10 protein-coding genes and 1 pseudogene are annotated in these 19,459 nt (G+C 75.3%); all 11 read left to right on the top strand.

The genetic code is table 11. The features are described 5' to 3' along the window. The first annotated feature begins 9 nt into the window (after positions 1-9). Positions 10-1,032, top strand: a complete 1,023-nt coding sequence (locus tag ACH4D3_RS20950; protein ID WP_398324021.1) for an AAA family ATPase — start codon at positions 10-12, stop codon at positions 1,030-1,032. Between the two features lie 103 nt (positions 1,033-1,135). Next, entirely contained in the window at positions 1,136-4,429 is a 3,294-nt protein-coding gene (locus ACH4D3_RS20945) for an SAV_2336 N-terminal domain-related protein (RefSeq protein WP_398324359.1), read from the top strand. A 40-nt stretch (positions 4,430-4,469) separates the two neighbouring features. Continuing rightward, on the top strand, positions 4,470-4,664 hold the full coding sequence (fxsA, locus tag ACH4D3_RS20940) for an FxSxx-COOH cyclophane-containing RiPP peptide (RefSeq protein ID WP_398324019.1): 195 nt from the start codon (positions 4,470-4,472) through the stop codon (positions 4,662-4,664). A gap of 183 nt (positions 4,665-4,847) precedes the next feature. Further along, positions 4,848-6,023: pseudogene (locus ACH4D3_RS20935) on the top strand (FxsB family cyclophane-forming radical SAM/SPASM peptide maturase); the annotation flags it as partial. A 389-nt stretch (positions 6,024-6,412) separates the two neighbouring features. Next, positions 6,413-8,086 (top strand): aKG-HExxH-type peptide beta-hydroxylase, encoded by a 1,674-nt coding sequence (locus ACH4D3_RS20930; RefSeq protein WP_398324017.1) that lies wholly within the window; start codon positions 6,413-6,415, stop codon positions 8,084-8,086. Positions 8,087-8,214: 128 nt separating this feature from the next. Further along, the gene (gene fxsT, locus ACH4D3_RS20925) at positions 8,215-11,238 is read left to right on the top strand and encodes an FxSxx-COOH system tetratricopeptide repeat protein (RefSeq protein WP_398324015.1); all 3,024 of its coding nucleotides are present in this window, start codon (positions 8,215-8,217) and stop codon (positions 11,236-11,238) included. A 131-nt stretch (positions 11,239-11,369) separates the two neighbouring features. Further along, positions 11,370-11,789, top strand: coding sequence for a CU044_2847 family protein (locus ACH4D3_RS20920; RefSeq protein WP_398324013.1), 420 nt, complete (start codon positions 11,370-11,372; stop codon positions 11,787-11,789). Next, on the top strand, positions 11,786-12,727 hold the full coding sequence (locus tag ACH4D3_RS20915) for an AAA family ATPase (RefSeq protein WP_398324011.1): 942 nt from the start codon (positions 11,786-11,788) through the stop codon (positions 12,725-12,727). The genes ACH4D3_RS20920 and ACH4D3_RS20915 overlap by 4 nt, the downstream gene beginning before the upstream one ends. A gap of 5 nt (positions 12,728-12,732) precedes the next feature. Then, the gene (locus tag ACH4D3_RS20910; RefSeq protein ID WP_398324009.1) at positions 12,733-14,643 is read left to right on the top strand and encodes a magnesium chelatase; all 1,911 of its coding nucleotides are present in this window, start codon (positions 12,733-12,735) and stop codon (positions 14,641-14,643) included. Next, entirely contained in the window at positions 14,636-15,958 is a 1,323-nt protein-coding gene (locus tag ACH4D3_RS20905; RefSeq protein ID WP_398324007.1) for a CHAT domain-containing protein, read from the top strand. Before ACH4D3_RS20910 ends, ACH4D3_RS20905 begins: the two co-directional genes overlap by 8 nt. Next, the gene (fxsT, locus tag ACH4D3_RS20900; protein ID WP_398324005.1) at positions 15,955-19,401 is read left to right on the top strand and encodes an FxSxx-COOH system tetratricopeptide repeat protein; all 3,447 of its coding nucleotides are present in this window, start codon (positions 15,955-15,957) and stop codon (positions 19,399-19,401) included. Before ACH4D3_RS20905 ends, fxsT (ACH4D3_RS20900) begins: the two co-directional genes overlap by 4 nt. The last annotated feature ends 58 nt before the right edge of the window (positions 19,402-19,459 follow it).

The following is a 19,459-nucleotide window of genomic DNA, read 5'->3' as shown; positions in this document are numbered from 1 at the left end:
GATTGGATCATGAGCGAATCCAGCGAGTGGCTCATCTACCGGGGCGCCGGCGAACCCCACGACGGCATCGACCGCCTTCCCGACCCGCCCCCGTGGCGGGACTTCACCAGCCGGGACGCGGCGGATTCCGGCGACGGGTCCGAGGACCGCAGGCTCGGCGCCCACCGGCACCTGGCCGAACTGCACCGGCCGGGCGCCGAGGAACTCGAGATGATCAACGCCGCGCTGTACCTGCGCCGGCCGCTCCTCGTCACCGGCAGCCCCGGCGCGGGCAAGAGCACCCTGGCCCACTCGGTGGCGTACGAACTGGGCCTGGGCAACGTACTGCGCTGGTCCATCGTCAGCCGCTCCGAACTCCAGGACGGCCTCTACCACTACGACGCCATCGCCCGTCTGCAGGACGTGCAGATCGCCGCGCAGGCGGACAACGGCCCGGGGTCCGGGACGCCGGGCGCGGTCGACGGCATCGGCGGTTACATCCGGCTCGGCCCCCTCGGCACCGCGCTGCTGCCCTCCGACCAGCCGCGCGTCCTGCTCATCGACGAGCTGGACAAGAGCGACATCGACCTGCCCAACGACCTCCTGAACGTACTGGAGGAGGGCGAGTTCGCCATCCCGGAACTGGAACGCATCGCGGACCGGCTGCCGGACCGCACGGCCGAGGTGCTCACCGCGGACGGCGTGAAGGTGCCGGTGCGCGACGGCCGCGTGCGCTGCCGCGCCTTCCCGTTCGTGGTGCTCACCAGCAACGGCGAACGCGACTTCCCGGCCCCGCTGATGCGGCGCTGCATCCACCTGGAGCTCGGTCGCCCCGACCACAACCGGCTCGCCACCTTCGTACGGGCCCACCTGGGCGACGAGGCGGCACGCGCGGGCGACGACCTCGTCACCCGGTTCCTGGAGCGGTCCCGCAGCGAGCTGCTGGCCACGGACCAGTTGCTCAACGCGATATACCTCACCGACGCCGCCGCCACGCCCAGCCGCGACCGCCTGGCCGACCTGCTCATCCAGCGGCTCGATCGTCCGAGGTGACGCGATGCCCGACGAGACGGCGCGCCACGGTCCCGGCCACCACCGCACCCCCGGCGGCCCCGGCGGCGAGGGTTCCGAGAGTTCCGAGGCAGGGCGCGCCGCCGTGCCCGCCGACGACCCGCTCGCCCGGCTCGTCCTGAGGCTGCGGGAGATCGGCCTGGATCCGGACGCCGAGCAGCTCTGCGACGCGCTCTGGCTGGCCCGCTGGACCCGCTCCGCCGACGCCACGGACGCTCCGCCCGCCCCGAACGCCCGCGCGGCGCCCCCGGTGGGCCGGCCGCCCGCCGGACCCCCGGCACTGCCACCGGACCGGACCCGGCCGCCCGAGCCGGAGCCGCCCGCCGCACCGGCCGCCCGCCGCGTGGCCCTCTACCCGCTGCCGCCCGGCGACGGGCCCGGTGCGCACGGCGCCGGCCCGGCCCGCGCACTGCCGGTGGGTGTGCCCGCCGCCCCCGTGCTGCCCGCGCCGCTCGAACTCCAGCGAGCCCTGCGCCCCTTGCAGGGGTACCGGAGCCCGGCCACCCCCCTGCGGTCCGAGCTCGACGAGGTCGGGACCGCGGAGGTGAGCGCCCGGGCCGGCGGACTGATCCTGCCCGTCCGCCGGTACCTGTCCCGCCGGGACGCCCGGCTGCAACTGGTGCTGGACGCCTCCTCCTCGATGCGCGTGTGGGGCCGGCTGTTCGCCGAACTGGCCCAGGTCTTCAGCCGGCTGGGCGCCTTCTCGGACGTCCAGGTCAGCCATCTGCACCAGGGGCCCGACGGGGGTCCGGCCGTCAGCCGCAGCGCCGACCCGTACGGTGCGCCGCTGCACGCCGCCGACCGGCTCAGCGATCCGACCGGACGCCGGATCGTCGTCCTGGTCAGCGACTGCGCCGGCCCGCTGTGGCACGGCGGCCACGCCCACCGGCTGCTCCACCACCTGTCCCGGCAGGGCCCCGTCGTCGTGCTCCAGCCGCTGCCGCAGCGCATGTGGAACCGCACCCGGCTGCCCGTCACCTTCGGTGGCCTGTCGCGCGGTGACACCCTGGGCGGCGGCGCCGTGCTGCGGGTGCGCACGGCCTCCGGCGCCGCCGCCGAGGCCCGCCGCGGTGCGCTGGCCGTCCCCGTACTGCCGCCGGAGCCGGTGGCCCTCGGGTCGTGGGCCCGGCTGCTGGCCGGTGCCGGTCCGGTGCCCGGCGCCGTGGGCTGGGTGCGTGCCGACCAGCCGCCCGCCGCGGCCGCCCGCCCGGACCGCCGCCGCACACCGCTGGAACGGGTCAGCCGATTCAGCGCCGGAGCGTCTCCGGCCGCCGCGCGCCTGGCCGTCTACCTCGCGGCGACCCCGCTCTGCCTCCCGGTGATGCAGCTGGTCCAGCGGACGATGCTGCCCGGTTCCGGCCCGTCCGAACTCGCCGAGGTCCTGGTCGGCGGCCTGGTCAGCCGGGTCCGCGCGGACCACGGCGGGGACGGCTCCCAGTGGTACGACATCGACCCCGAGGTGCGCGAGGCCCTGCTGTCCCGGCTCGGGCGGGACGAGGCCATGCTGGTCCTCAAGCACTGCTCGGAGTACATCGAACAGCACTTCGGCAAGGGCGGCCCCAACTTCCCGGCGCTCGCGCTGGCCCAGCTCGGCGACGGCGGTCCAGGACGCCCGCACCCGCACCCCTCCGGCGCCGAACCCGGGTACCCGGGCGAGAGCGGCGGCGACGCCGGGACCGCCCCGGTCCCGCAGCCCTTCGCGGAGGTCGCGGCCCGGATCCTGGAGCGGTTCATGCCGTTGCCCGACCAGTTCGCGACGTACGACAGCCGCACCGGCCCGCAGGTCGCCGCGGAGCGGCCCACGCACCGGGCGGTCGTCCGGGCGCGCGCCCTGCTCGCCCGGTTCGACGGCGAAGGCATGGTCCAGGACGTCATCGACGCCGTGCAGCTGCTGCGCGGCGCCACCGAGCAGGAACGGCCGCCCGGCGCCGACCCCGAACTGTGGGGCGAGTACGCGCGCTGCACCCTGCGGCTGTGGGAGGTGCAGGGCGGGGCCGCGCTGCTGCGGGAGGCCACCGGAGCCGCGGAACGGGCCGCCGCGTCGCCGCACGCCCTGCGCGAACGCGCCGTCCTCGCACGCGTACTGCACGCCGCCGCCACCGACGCGCGACGGCGCGGAGACCGGTCCGGCGCGCTCGACCTGCTGCGCCGCGCCGACCGGGAGTACGCGGTCGCCTGCGCGGCACCCGGCCTGGACGAGGGGGAGGCGCTGCGGCTCACCCTGGAACGGGTCGCCTCCCTGGAGACCCAGTGGCGCCTGGGCGGCGACAGCGCCCTCCTGCAGAGTGCCGTCGGCATGCTGGAGGCGTTCGCCGACGCCTGGCCCGACCGCGGCGACCGCCCCTTCGAGTTGCTGCTGGCCCACGGCCGCACCCTGCTGCGCCTGTCGGAGGTGACGGCGGACCCGGTCCAGGTCCGGCAGTACGCGGAGCAGTCGGCGCGGTCGCTGCGCCGGGGACTGGACTCCGGCCCGGCACCGGACACCAACGAGTCCGTCCGGGACCGGGTCCGGGTGCTCCTCGACCTCGTCGACGCGCTGCTGTCGGCGGGCGGCCCGCTGGACGACGCCCAGGCCAGGACCGACGAGGCCCTCGGAGTGGTCCGCGAGCAGGGGCAGCGCGCGGCGCTGCTGGTCCGCGCCGGGCGGGTGGCCGTCGCACGCTACGCCGAGTCGGGGGAGCCGCCCGAACTGCACGGGGCCGCCGACCGATTCGCACAGGCGGCGCACTGGATGTCCCGGGACGCGCCCGCGCACGCGGACGTGCTCGCCGAGTGGGGCGGCGTACTGCTCCGGCTGGCCACGCTGGAGCCCGCCGACCGGCGCCAGGGCCAGTTGTCCCGCGCGATACGGGTGCTGCGGGACTGCCGGATGGAGACCCCGGCGGGCAGTCGGCGCGTCGCCCACCGGCTGCTGCTCCTCGGGCAGGCGCTCATGGTCCGGTACCAGGCGCGCGGCGACCGGGTCGACCTCCGGGAGGCGGAGCATCTCTTCGGGCTCGCCGCGGCGGACGCGGAGGACCCGTTGCTGGCGGCACGCTGCCGACTGGAGCTCGGGCAGGCCCAGTTCGAGGCGTTCCAGAGCCTGGGCCGCGCGGCGCGCCTGGACGTGGCGGTCGACGCCTTCCGGGCGGCCGCCGAGTCGGCCCGACGGGCCGAGGAGGAGGCCGAAACCGAGCGCCGGCGCCAAGAAGCCGTGGAGCTGGCCGCACAGGCGCACCACTGGCGGGGTATGTCCTTCGAGGCGGCCGTGCGGCCCCGCGCGGCCAGGGAGGCCTACGCGGCGGCGCGGGCGCAGTGGGACCGGTTGCCGGACGACCGGCTGGCCACGGGGGAGCCGACCGCACGGCAGACGGCACAGCGGCTCGCCGACCTGGAGTGAGGGCGGAACAGCGGCGCGGAGCGCGGGAGAGGAACGGGGCATGGACATACGGGACGAGGCCGGGGCGGAGCAGGCGACCGAGGGCGCCGGGGAGCCACTGCCGGATCTGCTGGAACTGGACCTCGCGCAGCTGGGCACCATCGAACATCCGGTGCTGCGCGAGGTGCTGGGGGAACTGAGGGCGCGGGCCGCGGAGCCGAGCGAGATGCTGTGGGGCTTCGACAACTCCTTCTGACCGGCGGGCGCGGTCATCCGGGCGCATGAAGACATGTGAATAGGACAACTTTCGCGGCGCCGAGTTTCGGGCACCCGCCGCGCCGGGAATGCGGCTTCGTGCGGCACGGTGCCGTGGCGCCGACTCGCGGCGACGCCGGCGGACCGTTACGGCATGGGGGGTGCTGGAGTGTCGGAACAGGCCATGACCGGTCCGGCTCCGGTCGTACCCGGTCGGCGGGCCGGACCCGAAGAACCCTTTCCCTTCCGGCAGTTCATCGTCAAGATGCACGGCCGCTGCAACCTCGCGTGCACCTACTGCTACCTCTACGAGGGCCCCGACAGCGGTTGGCGGGACCGTCCCGCGGCCGCCTCCGCCGCCGTCCTGGACCGCACCGCCACCCGCATCGCCGAGCACGCCGACCGGCACGCGCTGCGTGACCTCGCCCTGGTGCTGCACGGGGGCGAACCGCTGCTCGCGGGGGCCGGTCCGCTCGCCGAGGTCACCGGGCGGGTACGGGAGCTCGTCCCGCGAGGATGTCAGGTCCACGCCACCGTGCAGACCAACGCCACCCTGCTCACCGAGGAACGCCTCGCCGTCCTGGCCGACGCCGGTATCCGCGTCGGCATCAGCCTCGACGGAGGCACCGCCGCCCACAACCGACGGCGGGTGGACCACGCCGGCCGCCCGTCCTGGCCCGCGGCGGCACGGGGAGCCCGCCTGATCGCCGAGCGCTTCCCCACGTCGTACGCGGGGCTCCTGACCGTCGTCGACCCGACGCTGGACCCGGTCGAGACGTACGAGTCGCTGCTCGGCCTGCGCCCGCCCGCGCTGGACCTGCTGCTGCCGCACGGCAACTGGACCGCGCCGCCGCCGGGCCGGACCGGCGTCCGGTACGGCGACTGGCTGTGCGCCGTCTTCGACCGCTGGTGGTCCGCCGGGCGGCGGGAGGTCCGGGTGCGGCTCTTCGAGGAGTGCGTGGCGCTCCTGCTGGGGCTGCCCGCGGCCACCGAGGCGCTGGGGCTCACGCCGTTCGACGCGGTCGTGGTGGAGACCGACGGGTCGATCGAGCAGGTCGACTCCCTCAAATCGGCGTACCCCGGCGCGGCGCGCACCGGCCTCGACGTGTTCCGCCACACCTTCGACGACGCGCTGCGGCACCCGGGCGTGGCCGCCCGGCAGGCCGGGCCCGCGTCGCTCGCGGGGGAGTGCCGGGCCTGCCCGCTGCTGCGGGTCTGCGGGGGCGGGCACTACGCGCACCGCTACCGCGCCGGGCACGGCTTCCGGAACCCGTCCGTGTACTGCGCGGACCTCCAGCGCTTCATCCGCCACGTGTCCTCGCGGCTCACCGCCGCCACGGGGGGACCGACTCCGGGCGGGCCGGTTACGACCGGCGCGCCGGAGAGCGGTCCCTCCGGGAGCGGTCCGGCCGCGACCGGTCCGTCCGCGACGGCCCCGGACTCGGCTGGACCGTACGCCATCGGCCCGGGGTCAGTCGGTCCGGTGGCAATCGTTCCAGCGCCAGCCGGTTCCGCCGCCACCGGCGGCCCAGCGCAATCCGGGCCGGCTTCGGCTGGTTCGTCGGCGACCGGCCTGGCGTCGGCTGGTTCCTCCGCCGTCGGACCGGCGTCGGCCGGGCCGACCGCGACCACTCCAGCACCCGCTGGGCCGGTGACGGCCGGTTCGGGTGTCTCGGGCAGTCCCGCGTCGGCGGGCGTCAGTGGTTGGGCTGCCGCCGGGACGGGCCCGGCCGGAGGGGGTGCTTCGTGATGTTTCCAGCCGTTCCCGAGCGGGCCCTTCTCGAACTCGCCCGGACCGAGGGCGGATCCGACACCCTGACGCTCCTCGTGCGGGACCAGGACACGCGACGGCTGCTCCTGCTGCGCGCGGTGCTCGACGCGGCCGAGTCGGCGGAGCGGTCCGTCTGCACCGCCGCGCAGAAGGCGAGGCTGCGCGCGGACTGGGCGCTGCTGACCGAGGCGGACCGGCTCCCGGCGCCGGGAGCGCCGACCCCGGAGCACCGGCCCGGCCGCGCGGCAACGCGCAGCGACCACGACGCCCGGCCCGGTGCGTGGAGTACCCGGGCGGCCGCCGAAGCCGATACTCCGCCCGGTGCGCGGCGTACCAGCGCCGACGCCGATGCTCCGCCCGGTGTGTGGACCCGGGCCGCCGGTGAAGACGAAGCCCCGACCGGTGCGTGGAGGAGCCGGGCGGGAGCCGGTGCGGTTCCGGCCGGTGGCGACGCGCGGTTCGCGAACCCGGCGCGTGCCCGCCTGTTCCATCCGCTCACCGGCCCCTGGGCACGCTCCTGTCTGCGCGGCCTCGACGCCGCCCCGGGGCCCGCGGGCGGCGAGCGGGAGCGGCGGCTGCGGCGCGACCTCGCGCACTTCAGCGCGATCGCCGCGGTGGTCGCCGCCGGTGCCGGAATCCCGTTCAGCACCCGGCTCACCGCCCGCGCCGGAGTCCTCGCCCTCCCCTCGCTCGGCGCCCTGCACACGGCCCGGTCCGGTGACGTGCCCGTCGACGTCACCTGCGCCGAAGGCCGGCTGGTCCTGCGCCAGGCCGACGCCCCCGACGTGACCGTCCACCTGGAGAGCGGCGTCGGCGCCTGGTCCGGCGCCCTCGCCTGGACGCCCGCCCACGCGCTCCCCGGCCTCACCCCGACGGCACCGCCCCTGCCGCTCGACGACCTCGACCCGTACCGCGAACTGCCCGACGGCCCCGGCCACGGCGACCTGCGCACACCGCTCGCACTCGACGACGCGGAACGCAAACGGTGGCTCCAGGCCTGGTCCGGCACGGCCCTCGCGCTCCGCGCGGGCGGCGCGCAACGCCTGGCCGAAGCGGGCGCGCTGCTGCGCTGCCTCGTCCCGCTGGAGACGCCGCCCGAGGTCGGCACCGGCCGCGGCAGTTGCAGCGCCACGCGCCGCGAGGCGTTCGGCGCCCTCCTCAGCAGCACCCCGCCCGACCCCGTGACCCTCGCCGCCACCCTCGTGCACGAGCTGCAGCACGCCAAACTCGCCGCCCTCAGCGACCTGGTGACCCTGCACCGGGCAGGTCCCGCGGCGCGGTACTTCGCCCCCTGGCGCGCCGATCCCCGGCCCTACGACGGCCTGCTCCAGGGCACGTACTCGCACCTCGCGCTGGCCGCGTTCCACCAGCGCCGGGCGCTCGTCGGCGGGCTGCCGGACCGGGACTGGGCGTGGGCCCAGCACGCGCGCTACCGCGCCCAGGTCGGGGCCGCCCTGCCCGCCCTCGTCGGCTCGCCCGACCTCACCGTGCGAGGACGCCGGTTCGTCGACGAGATGGCCGCCACCCACGAACGGATGGCGGAACACCCCGCGCCCAGGGGCCACGTCGCCCGCGCACAGGCGTACGTGGCCGCCGCGCGCACCCTGTGGACCCGGCGGCACGCCTCCACGCTCCCGCCCTCTAACGGATGAATGCCCACGCGCGGCGCCCGGGTACGGAAAGATCGTCCGTACAGGGGGTGTTGCCGTCGGTCGGCGGACTTACGCGCGACGCTCCGGGGTCCTAGGATTTTGTGGTACTACGTGCTGGAGGCCACTGCATGTCTGGAGCTCGCAAGCCGGTCGAGACGGCCGAGAGGGGGACCGCCAGGCAGACGGTCACGATCCATTTCGCAGGCTTCAACCGCGCCTGGGCGGCCTGGATCGGGGACCGGCTGGAGCGGCGCGGCGTACGGGTGGTGCCGCTGCGCTGGGACTCCCCGGCCGATGTCCCGCTGGTGGACCTGCTGCGCGACCTGACGCTCGCCGAGGGCCGGGTCCTCATCATCGTCAGCGAGTGGTACTTCCAGCTCGGACCGCGCACCCACGAGGAGTGGAACGCGGCCCTGCGCGAGATCGTCGCCCCCGATCCCTCCCGGTTCGCGGCCGTGTCGGTCACCACGGCGGCGGTCCCGGCCGCCGCGGCCGTACTGGCACCGGTCGCCCTGACCAACATGGGCGCCGAGGAGGCGGAGCGCCGCCTGCTGGACCGGCTCGACCTGTCGCCCGAGGCGCTCGCCGAGACCCCGGCGGAGTCACGGCGCGCGCCGCGGTTCCCGGCGGCGATGCCGGACGTGTGGGGCGTGGTGCCGCGGCGCAACACCCGATTCACCGGCCGCGAGCCGCTGTTCAACGAGGCCTACCACCTCCTCCAGAGCGCCGAGTCCGGCGCCGGCGTGCTGACCCTGCACGGCATGTCCGGGGTGGGCAAGACCCAGTTCGCCGCCGAGTACGCGCACCGTTTCGGGTCCGAGTACGACGTGGTCTGGTGGGTGAACGCGGAGAAGCGCGTCACCTACCGGCGGCAACTGGCCGAACTGGCCCCGAAACTGAACCTGCGGACCGGTCAGGAGTACGGTGAGCGGCTGCGCGCCGTACGCGACGCGCTCCGTCGCGGGGAGCCCTACTCCAGGTGGTTGCTGGTCCTCGACGGGGCGGACGAGCCGGACCAGATCTGGGACCTGCTGCCCACCGGCCCCGGACACGTCATCGTCACCTCGCGCAACCCCGAGTGGAGCGAGCACAACAGCAAGCTGCTCGAAGTCCGGGTCTATCCCCGCGACGAGTCGGTCGCGTTCATCCGCCGCCGCGCCCCCCGCCTGTCGGAGGCGGACGCCGACCAACTGGCCGAGGCGCTGGGCGACCTGCCGCTGCTGCTCGACCAGACGGCGGGCTGGCTGAACGACTCCGACCTGTCGGTCGACGAGTACATCGCCCTGCTGGAGGGCGGTATCGACAGCGATGTGGTGAAGGTGTCGGCGGACTTCCCGCTGGCCTTCCAGACCGCCTGGTCGATACTGCTGAACAAACTCCGGGAGACCGTCCCGGAGTCCGTCGACCTGCTGCGCCTGTGCACCTTCTTCGCGCCGGGTTTCATCCCGGTACGCCTGCTGAAGGAAATGCCCGTCGACGAGCTGCCCGAGCAGCTCGCCGGGCTGCTCAACGACCCGCTGCTGTGGAACAAGGCGATCAACCAGCTGCGCACCTACTCGGTGGTCCGGCTGGAGTCCCACGAGGCGTCCCTCGACGAACCGGTGTCCGCCGGGGAATCGCTCTACCTGCACCGCATGGTCCACCAGATCGTGCACAAGGACATGCCGGACGCCGACCGCGGCGAGTTCATCGACGTCGTACGGCGGGCCCTCGCCGCGGCCGATCCGGGCCGGCCGACCGAAACCCGGCTGTGGCCCGGCTACGCGGAGATCGTGCCGCACCTGAAGTACGCGGACGTCCTCAAGAGCAAGGACACGAAGGTCCAGCGCATGGTCCTGAACTGCCTGCGCTACATGTACTTCTCCGGCGAGTACCGGGCCGGCATCAAACTCGGCGAGCGGGCCCTCACCGCCTGGCGCCGGCTCCTCGGTCCGACCCACGCGCGGATCTGGGAGCTGACCCACCACTACACCAACCTGCTGCGGGTCATGGGCGACTACGCCCGCACCGAGGCCCTCAGCCGCGACGCGGTCGAGCACCTCAAAGAGGAACGCGGACCGCAGGACCTCGACCACCTGCGCGCCGCCGCGGGCCTGGGCGGCGACCTGCGCGGCCTCGCCCGCTACGACGAGGCCCTGGAACTCTCCCAATGGGTCCTGGCGGCCTACCGCGAACTCCTCGGCGACCAGGACTCCCGGACCCTGAACGCGCAGAACAACCTGGGTGTCTCCCTGCGCCATCTCGGCCGCTACGAGGAGGCGCTGGAGACCGACCGGAGCACCATGGAGGCCCGCCGCCAACTGCTGCGCGCCCGCCATCCGTGGGCGCTCAGCTCCGAGATCTCGTACGCCACCGACCTGCGCCTGCTGGGCCGCTACGCCGACGCCGAGTCCCTCCAGGCGAAGAACGTGCGCGAGAACCGCATCGTGATGGGCTCGGACAACCCGCAGACCCTCAAGGCCGAGTACAACCTGGCGCTGAGCCGGTACCGCCTCGGCGAGCGGGCACCTCGCGGCGAGGAGCCGGGAACGATGCTGAGCAGTGTTCTGGAGCGCGGAGAACGGGTACTGGGCGAGACCCATCCGCACACGCTGATCTTCGCGACCGGCCAGAGCTGCTACGCCCGCGAACACGGCGACATCGACCAGGCCCGCGAGCTCAGCGAGGCGGTCGTCGCCCGCTACGAGATGATGCTTCCCGCGGGTCACCCGTACATCGCCGGGTCCCGCGCCAACCAGGCACTGATCCTGCGCAACGTCGGTGAACGCGAGCACGGCCACGTCCTGGTCGAACAGGCGCTGGCCGAGATGACGCAGGCCGTCGGCGAGAGCCACCCCTGGACCGTCGGCTGCGCCCTGAACGCCTCCGCGCTGCGGAATCTGGTGGGCGACACCGAGGGGGCCGCCGAACTCAGCCGGGACACGGCGGCGCGGGCCATCGAGTCGCTCGGGCGGACGCACCCGCTCACGCTGTCGACCCGTATCGCGTACGCGGCGGACCTGCGCGGCCTGCGGGACCGCCGGCAGGCGGAGAAGGTCGAGCAGGAGGCCCTGTCCGACCTCGACGCGACCCTGGGCAGCAAGCACACGCACACCGTCTCCGCCCGTTCCCGCAACCGTCCGTACTGGGACTTCGAGCCCCAGACCCCCTGACATCGCGAAGGACGAGACCGGTCGGTCACGTTCGTTGCCCCGGGGCGCATAACCCCCCGCGCCCCGGGGAAGAACACGGGTCCACTCAACACACCTGTAACACACACGAGTTGGGCCAGGGGGAGCGTGTGGTGATCTTATTGGGTCCCGTGCCGGAAGGCGCGGACGGGCCCATACCGGTCGAGGTCGACGCGCGCCTCGACCCGTCCGCCGCCGACGGGCTCGACCTCGTCTTCGGCGACGAGGAGACCCGGGACGGCGCCGGACAGCGGGTCGTCCGGGTGGCCCGGGACGTCTACACCGACGGGCTGGACCTCGCCCGCAGATGCGCCGCCCAGGCCGTACGGCGCTTCGGCGAGCTGCAGGAGGGGCTGCGGCCGGACGAGATCGAGATGCAGCTCGCCATCAAGATCGACGCCGGGGTGGCCACCCTCGTCAAGAGCGGGGCCGAGGCCCAGCTCCAGATCACGCTCCGCTGGCAGACCGCCCCCGCTCCCTCTCCCGCCCCCGACGGTCACAGGACCGGCGCGGCGGACGGGGCCGGTTCGTGAGCGGCGCGGTGCCGGGGCCGCGCATCCTGCCGTACTCCCGTGTCGTTGCCCAGGACGAGCTCAAGCTGGCGCTGGAGCTCCACCACGTCGTCCCCCGCATCGGCGGCGTGCTGATGGCCGGACCGCGCGGCACCGCCAAGTCGACCCTCGTACGGGCCTTCGCGCTGATGGCCCACGGTGAGCTGCCGGTCACCCTGCCCATCAACGCCACCGACGACCGCGTCGTCGGCGGCTGGGACCTGGACGCGCTCATCCGGGGCGAGACCCGGCCGCAACCCGGGCTGCTGGAGGACGCGGCGGACAAGGGCCTGCTCTACGTCGACGAGGTCAACCTCCTCGACGACCACCTCGTGGACATCATTCTGGACGTCGCCGCCACCGGAGTCCTGTCCGTGCAGCGCGAGGGGCTGGACACCGCCAAGTACCTGTCGTTCGGGCTGGTCGGCACCATGAACCCGGAAGAGGGCGGGCTGCGGCCCCAACTGCTGGACCGCTTCGGGCTGATGGTCACCGCCGAGACCCTGGACGCGACGGCGCGGCACCGGCTGCTGCGCACCGTGCTGGACTTCGAGCAGGAACTCGGGCGCGAGGACTCCGCGTGGCTCTCCGCCGCCCGGCGGGACGACGCGCGCACCCGGGACCGGCTGACGGCCGCCCGGCGCCGGGTGCGTGACGTAGATGTCCCCGACCAGATCCTGGAGCTGTGCGCCCGGGTCGCGGAACGGACCGAGGCGGTGGGCCAGCGGGGGGAGATCGTGGCCGTGCTGGCGGCCCGGGCACTCGCGGCCCTGGAGGACGCGGACCGGGTGACCCCCGGGCATCTGCGGCGGATCCTGCCGATGGCCCTGCGGCACCGGCGGCCGGAAGCGGTGCACGGCGACACCTTCGACTGGGAGCCGGACGACGAGGCCCGTCTCCAGGACCTCTTCGAGGTCTGACCGGGATGCCAGCCGCCCCGTACGACGACCCGGCGCACCGGCTCGGCCTCGCACTGGTCTGCGCGGCGGCCGATCCGGCCCTCTCCGGGATCCTGCTCCTCGACCTGGATCCCCGGCTCGTCGACCCGGTCGCCCGGCTGTTCGGCGCCGTCCTCGCCGGAGCCGCCGAACCGGCGCGCCCGCCGCTCGTACTGGGTGCCTCGGACCGGGACGAGGACCTGTGGACCCGTACCAGGATCCGCGGCGGCGAGCACGGCATCACCGTCCGCACCGATCCCGGCCCCCTGACCGAGGGGGACGACGCCGACGGTGCGCCGCCGTTGGTCGTGGTGCCCGACCTCGCACGGTTGAGCGTCGCCGGGATGCGCGCCGCGGTGCAGCTGCTCGGCGCCGACGTCGTGACCGTCGAACGCGGTGGACCGCGCCGGACGGTCCGGCCCCGGGCCCGCTGGCTGGCCGTCTGCCGCAGCGCCGACGTGGGACGGGTCAGCCGGCACCTGCTGGACCGGTTCGCCGTACGGCTGTCGGCGGTGGGGCTGCGGCCGCCCGGTGTGCGCGAGGCACTCGCGGAACCAGGACCCGTACCGCGGCTGGGGGCGGCGGGCGAGGGGGAGGCGCGCGAGGAACTGTTCGCGGGGCTCCCGGCCGCCTGGCGTTCGGCGGCCGAAGGAGGCATCCGGCCCGTGCCCGTCGGCGACGCGGCGATCGACCGGGCACGGGAGCTGCTTGGACCCGACGCCGGGGTCCGCCGGGAGCTGGCGCTCCTGCGGCTCGCCCGCACCCTGGCGGCGCTCGACGGCCGCCCGTCGGCCTCGGCCGACGACAGCGACGCCGCGGCCCGGCTCATCGGGGTGGCCGTGCCGCAGAGCGCGCCGGGCCGCCCGGAGAGCGACCCGGAGCCGTCCGGTCCGGCGCCGGAACCGACGGGCCCGCCCGGCACCCTCCCGGAACGTCGCACCGCCGGCGGGGACGGACGACTCCGGACGCGCGAGGGCGACCGGGGGCTGCTGGACACCGGACCCGCCGAGGGAATCGGCACCGCACCCGGCGCCGCGCCCGCCCCGGCCGAGGGGATCCCCTACCCGGAGGACGAGCCGGCCGCGGCGTGGGACGCCGTGCCGTTGAGCGGTCCCCGGCGGCGCACCACCGGGCCGGTCTCCACCCGGGGCACCGTGATCGGCACCCGCCGTGCCACGGACCTGCGGGACATCGCCCACGTCCGCACGGTGCGCGAGGCCGCCGTGCACCAGCGGGCCCGGGGCACCGACCGGTTCACCGTCGCCCCCGTCGATCTGCACAGCAACGTGCGCGCCGCCGCCCCCGAGCGGGTCCTGGTACTGCTCCTGGACCACACCTGCCGGGGCGGGACCGGGGACGGAAACTGGCCGGAGGTCCTCGCCCCCTTCCTGCAGTGGGCGTACACGAGCCGGGCCGCGGTCCAGGTGATCGAGGTCGGCGCGGCGGACGCGGCCGACGAGCTGCGCGCGGGGTCCTTCACGGCCCGCGGCGTCCTGGACCCCCGGGTGCCGGGCGCGCTGAACCGGCGGGCGGGCCGGGCGACGCCCCTCGCCCACGGAGTCGAACTCGCGGCCCAGGCGCTGCGCAGGCTGCTGCGCCGACAGGGCGCAGGCCCGGCGGAGGCGTGGCTGGTGGTGGTGACCGACGGCCGCGGCAACGTCCCGCTGCGGGCCAGCCACACCGGACGTCTCGCGGGCCCGGTGGCCGCCGCGGGGGTCGAGGACGCGGTGGAGGCCGCCGCCCGGATCGGCGCCATGGACCGGACACGGCTGCACGTGGCGGTCGTCGACCCGGGCCGGGAACCGTACGGCGACCTGCCGTACGTCCTCGCCGACCGGCTCGGGGCGATCGTCGTCGACGGGCGTCAAGCGCCCGGGGCGGAGGCCGCCGGTGAGTGATCCGCGCCGAGGGACCCCCAGACTCCCGGGCAACGGCACCGCCGGACTCCGGGCGGCCCTGCCGGGACTGAAGGCCGTGGCCCGCCGTCCAGCCGCTACGGTGCTGAACCTGCGCCGCGCCCCGGAGCCGCCCGCCGGACTCGGCGGAACCGACGCTCGGCCCGGTGCCCGCCTGGAGGACGGCTTCGCCGTGCTGCGCGTCCTGCGCGCGGACGGGGCCGACGGGCTGCCGGGCTACCGGCTGCAGGGCTGGTGCGGCGACCTGTCGGTGAACTGCGCGGCCGGACCCACCCGCAGGCCCGCTCCCGCCGTCAGCCTCGCCCGGCTGCGGCAGGACGGCGACGGGCACTACCCCTCGGAGGTGCTGCGGGGCATCCGCCTGTGGTCGGACAACCAGTACGAACTCGCCGGCTGGATCAACCGGATCCGTGCCCGGCACGGCGACCGCCTGCGGCTGGTCGTGTGGGACGACACCGGATACGACCTGCCCTGGGAGCTGCTCCTGCTGCCCGGGGACGCCGGGGCCGGCCTGGCGGGCGGCCCGTTGGGGGCGCTGGTCGCCGTGGCCCGCTGGACCACCGTGCGCGATCTCGGTCAGGGCGGCCTGCCCGCCGAGACCGGGGACTGCCACGGCCGGGTGCTCGGCTACCTCCACCAGGACATGGCGGACGACGGCCGTGTCTTCACCTCGTACGCGCACCGGCTGCACCCGCGCATGACGCCCTTCCTCAGAGACCTCGACAGCCAGGACGACCGCACCGGACTGGTCTACCTGGGCTGTCACGGCACCTACGGCGAGGCCGTGCCGGGCCTCACGCTCGGTGATCGCACCTGGGCCGAGCTGAACGGCGAGCCGATGTCGGTGCTGCGCCGGGACGGCTCGCTGGTCTGCCTCAACGCCTGCGACTCCGGCCGGTTCGTGGACAACCGGGCCCAGGGGGAGGAGGCGCTGCGCGGATTCGCGGAGCTGTTCCTGCGCAAGGGCGCGGGCGGCTGCATCGTCAGCTCCGGGAAGGTCGGTGACCTGGAGGCCCGGGCGATGGCGCGGCGCCTGGTGCGCGAGGTGGCCGAGCAGCCCCGCCGCCCGGTGGTGCGGACACTGCGGGACTTCCGGGTGCGGGCCCTGGAGGAGTTCGGGTCCCTGGCGGAGCTGCCCCGGGTCCGCAACGATGACGGACAGGTCGACGTCGTCGGCCAGAAACGGGTACTGCGGCTCCTGTACGCGTTCATGTTCCACTACTACGGGCATCCGGGAACGGCGCTGCGGCTCACCGCGGTGGACGTGCTCAGCACCGAGGGGGGAGGCGGCCGGTGAGCGCCGCCGGACGGCCGGCCGGGCAACCGCTGCTGATCGAGCCCGTCGTCGCGTGGCCCCGGCAGGCGGAGGCGGGCGCCGACTACCTCGTCACCGTCGATCTGCGCGGCCCCCTCCCCTCCGCGGACGGCGCGCCGGACCAGTGGCCCCACCCCGAGGAGGAGTTCACCTTCACCGTCACCCTGGACGGCGCCCCGCACCTGGACTGCTCCGCCCTGGGCGAACCGAACGTCGTCCTGCACCGCTTCGGCGGCACCTACGGACCCGCGCGGTTCCGGGTCTGTGCGGGCACGGACCTCGGACCCGCTTCGCTCTGGCTGACCGTCAGCAACCAGTGGGGCGTGCCGGTCCGCAAGGCGGAGCTGCGCTGCGAGATCCACGCGGCCACCGGCGCCGCGGCCGCACCGGCCCGGGGCGGACCGACGCCCCCGAACGTCCCCCGGACGCCCCTGCCCCGCCCGTCCCCGGCCACCGTGCGTCCCGACCCGGACCGGCAGCCGGTCTCGATCAGCTTCGCCGGTCTCGACCGGGCCTGGGCGGCCTGGATCGGGGACCGGCTGGAGCGGCGCGGGGTGCGGGTGGTGCCGCTGCGCCTGGGTTCCCCGGCCGAGGTCCCCCCGGCGGCCCTGCTGCGCGACCTGACCCTCGCGCCCGGGCGGGCCCTGCTGGTCCTGAACGCCCCCTACTTCGGTGACGGCACGCACTCGTACGAGGAGTGGAACGCGGTTCTGCGCGAGGTCGTCGCCCCCGACCCGGACCGGTTCGCGGCCGTGTCGGTCACCGGGGCCACGCTCCCCTCGGAGGTCTCCCTGCTGGCGCCCGTCGCCCTCCACGGCCTGAGTGCCGAGGAGGCCGAGCGGCGCCTGCTGGAGCGGCTCGGCCTGCCGTCCGAACCGGTGACCGAGGACGCCGAGGCCGGGACCGGGCCGCGGTTTCCGGCGGACGCGCCGGGCGTGTGGGGCGCCGTGCCGCGTCGCAACCGCCGTTTCACCGGCCGTGAGGCCCTGCTGGACGAGATCCACGACCTGCTGGGCGGTGCGCGGCCGGACACGGGAATGCTGACGCTGCACGGCATGTCCGGGGTGGGCAAGACGCAGCTCGCCGCCGAGTACGCGCACCGGCTCGGGCCCGAGTACGACGTGGTCTGGTGGGTCAACGCGCAGGACCGGGCCGACTGCCGCCGCCAACTGGCCGACCTCGCCCCCAGACTGGGCCTGCGGACCGGCCAGGAGTACGGGGAGCGGCTGCGCGCGGTGCGGGACGCGCTGCGCCGCGGCGAGCCCTGCTCCCGGTGGCTGCTGGTCCTGGACGGTGCCGACGAGCCCGAGGAGATCGAGGACCTGGTGCCGAGGGGCCCGGGACACGTCCTGGTCTCCTCGCGGAACCCGGAGTGGAGCCGCCACGGCAGCGGGCTGCTGGAGGTCCCCGTGTACACCCGCGACGAGTCGATCGCCTTCATCCGCCGTCGCGCGCCCGGTCCCACACCGGCCGAGGCCGACCGGATCGCCGAGGCCCTGGGCGACCTGCCGCTGCTGCTCGCCCAGACGGTGGGCTGGCTGAACGACTCGGACCGCTCGGTCGACGAGTACCTGGCCCTGCTGGCGGACGGCGACAGTACGGAGGGCGACGCGCGGAACGCGGCGGAGGACTTCCCGCCGGCCTTCCGGACGGCCTGGTCGATCCTGCTGGCCGAACTGCGCGCGAGAGCCCCGGAGTCCGTCGTCCTGCTCCGGCTGTGCACCTTCTTCGCGCCGGGCCTCGTCCCCGTCCACCTGCTGCGGAGCATGCCGCACGACGGGCTGCCCGACTCCGTGGCCGGACTGCTGAGCGACACCCGGCGCTGGGACCGGGCCCTCGGCCACCTGCGCAGGCACTCCCTCGTCCGGGTGGAACCGGACCCGGCGGAACCGGAGCGCGAGCACCTGTACGTGCACCGGGTCGTGCACCAGATGGCGCACAAGGCCATGCCGGAAGAGGTCCGGCGCGAACTCGTCGACGTCGTACGGCGGGCCCTGGCCGCGGCCGGGCGCGGCCGGCCCTCGGCCCCCGAACAGTGGCCCAGGTACGCCGAGATCGTGCCGCACCTCAAGTACGCCGACGTCCTCGCGACCACCGACGAGGCCGTGCAGACGCTGGTCCTCGACTGCCTGCGCTACCTGTACCTGTCGGGCGAGTACGGACCGGGCGTCCGGCTCGGCGGCCACGCCACCCGGATCTGGCGTTCGCTCCTCGGCGACCAGCACCCCCTCGTCTGGGAACTGACCTACCACTACGCCAACCTGCTGCGCGCCGCCGGAGACTTCCACCGCACGATGGAGATCGAGCGGGCGGCCGTCCGGCACCTGAGCGAGCAGCGGGGGGAACGCGACCCCGACCTGCTGCGGGCACTCGGCGGACTGGCCGCGGACCTGCGCGGCCTCGGGCACTACGCGGAGGCCCTGGACATTTCGCGGCGGGTGCACGGCACGTACCGCGAACTCCTCGGCGACCAGGACACCCGCACCCTGAACGCACGGAACAACGTGGCCGTCTCGCTGCGGCTGCTGGGCCGCTACGAGGACGCCCTGAGCGTCGACCTGCCCACCCTCCGGGAGCGCCGCCGGCTGCTCGGGGACCGGCACCCGTGGACGCTGAGTTCCGACACGACGTGCGCCGTCGACCTCCGGCTGCTCGGCCGCCACGAGGAGGCCCTGTCGAGGCAGGACGCCAACTGGCGGCTGGTGCGCGAGACGCTGGGCGCCCACCACCGGCAGACTCTGCTCGCCGCGCACAACCTCGCGCTGTGCCACCACGCCGTGGGCGACACCGACGAGGCGGCCCACCACGTCGGCCGGGCACTGGAGCTGGCGGAGCGGGTGCTCGGCGACAGCGACCCGCTGGTGCTGATGCTCCTCGCCGGCCGGAGCTGCCTCGCCCGGGAGCAGGGAGACCTCGGCCCGGCCCGGGGGCTGAGCGAGCGCGTCGTCGGCCGCTACGAGGAGACGCTCACCGCAGGTCACCCCTACGCCGCGGGCGCCCGCGCCAACCACGCCCTGCTGCTGCACCGGGCGGGCGAGCACGACCGCGCACCTGCCCTCGCCGCCGCCGCGCTGGCCGACATGGACGCCGTCGTGGGGCACGACCACCCCTGGACGCTGGGCTGCGCGCTCAACGCGGCGATCCTGCACGGGGACGCCGGAGACGCGGAGCGTGCCCTCACCCTGAGCCGGGACACGGCCGACACCGCGGCGCGCGTCCTCGGCCCCGCCCATCCGTTCACGCTCTTCGCGGGGGTGGCCCTCGCGGCCGCACTGCGCGTGCGGGGGCGGCGCGGGCAGGCCGACGCGGTGCACAGTCAGGCCCTGGAGGGCCTGGTCGCCGCCCTCGGCCCCCAGCACCCGCGCACCCTGTCCGCCCGTGCCGGGCGCGCTCCGTTCTGGGACTTCGAACCCCAGCGCACCTGACCGGGCGTCCGCCTGCGCCGGGGACGCCGAAGGGCCCGGCCCCGGGGAGTTCCGGAGC

Origin of the sequence: Streptomyces sp. NPDC018026, from assembly GCF_044327745.1 — a bacterium.
Classification (GTDB): Bacteria; Actinomycetota; Actinomycetes; order Streptomycetales; family Streptomycetaceae; genus Streptomyces; species Streptomyces rubrogriseus.
This window is presented reverse-complemented; position numbering and strand designations above follow the sequence as displayed.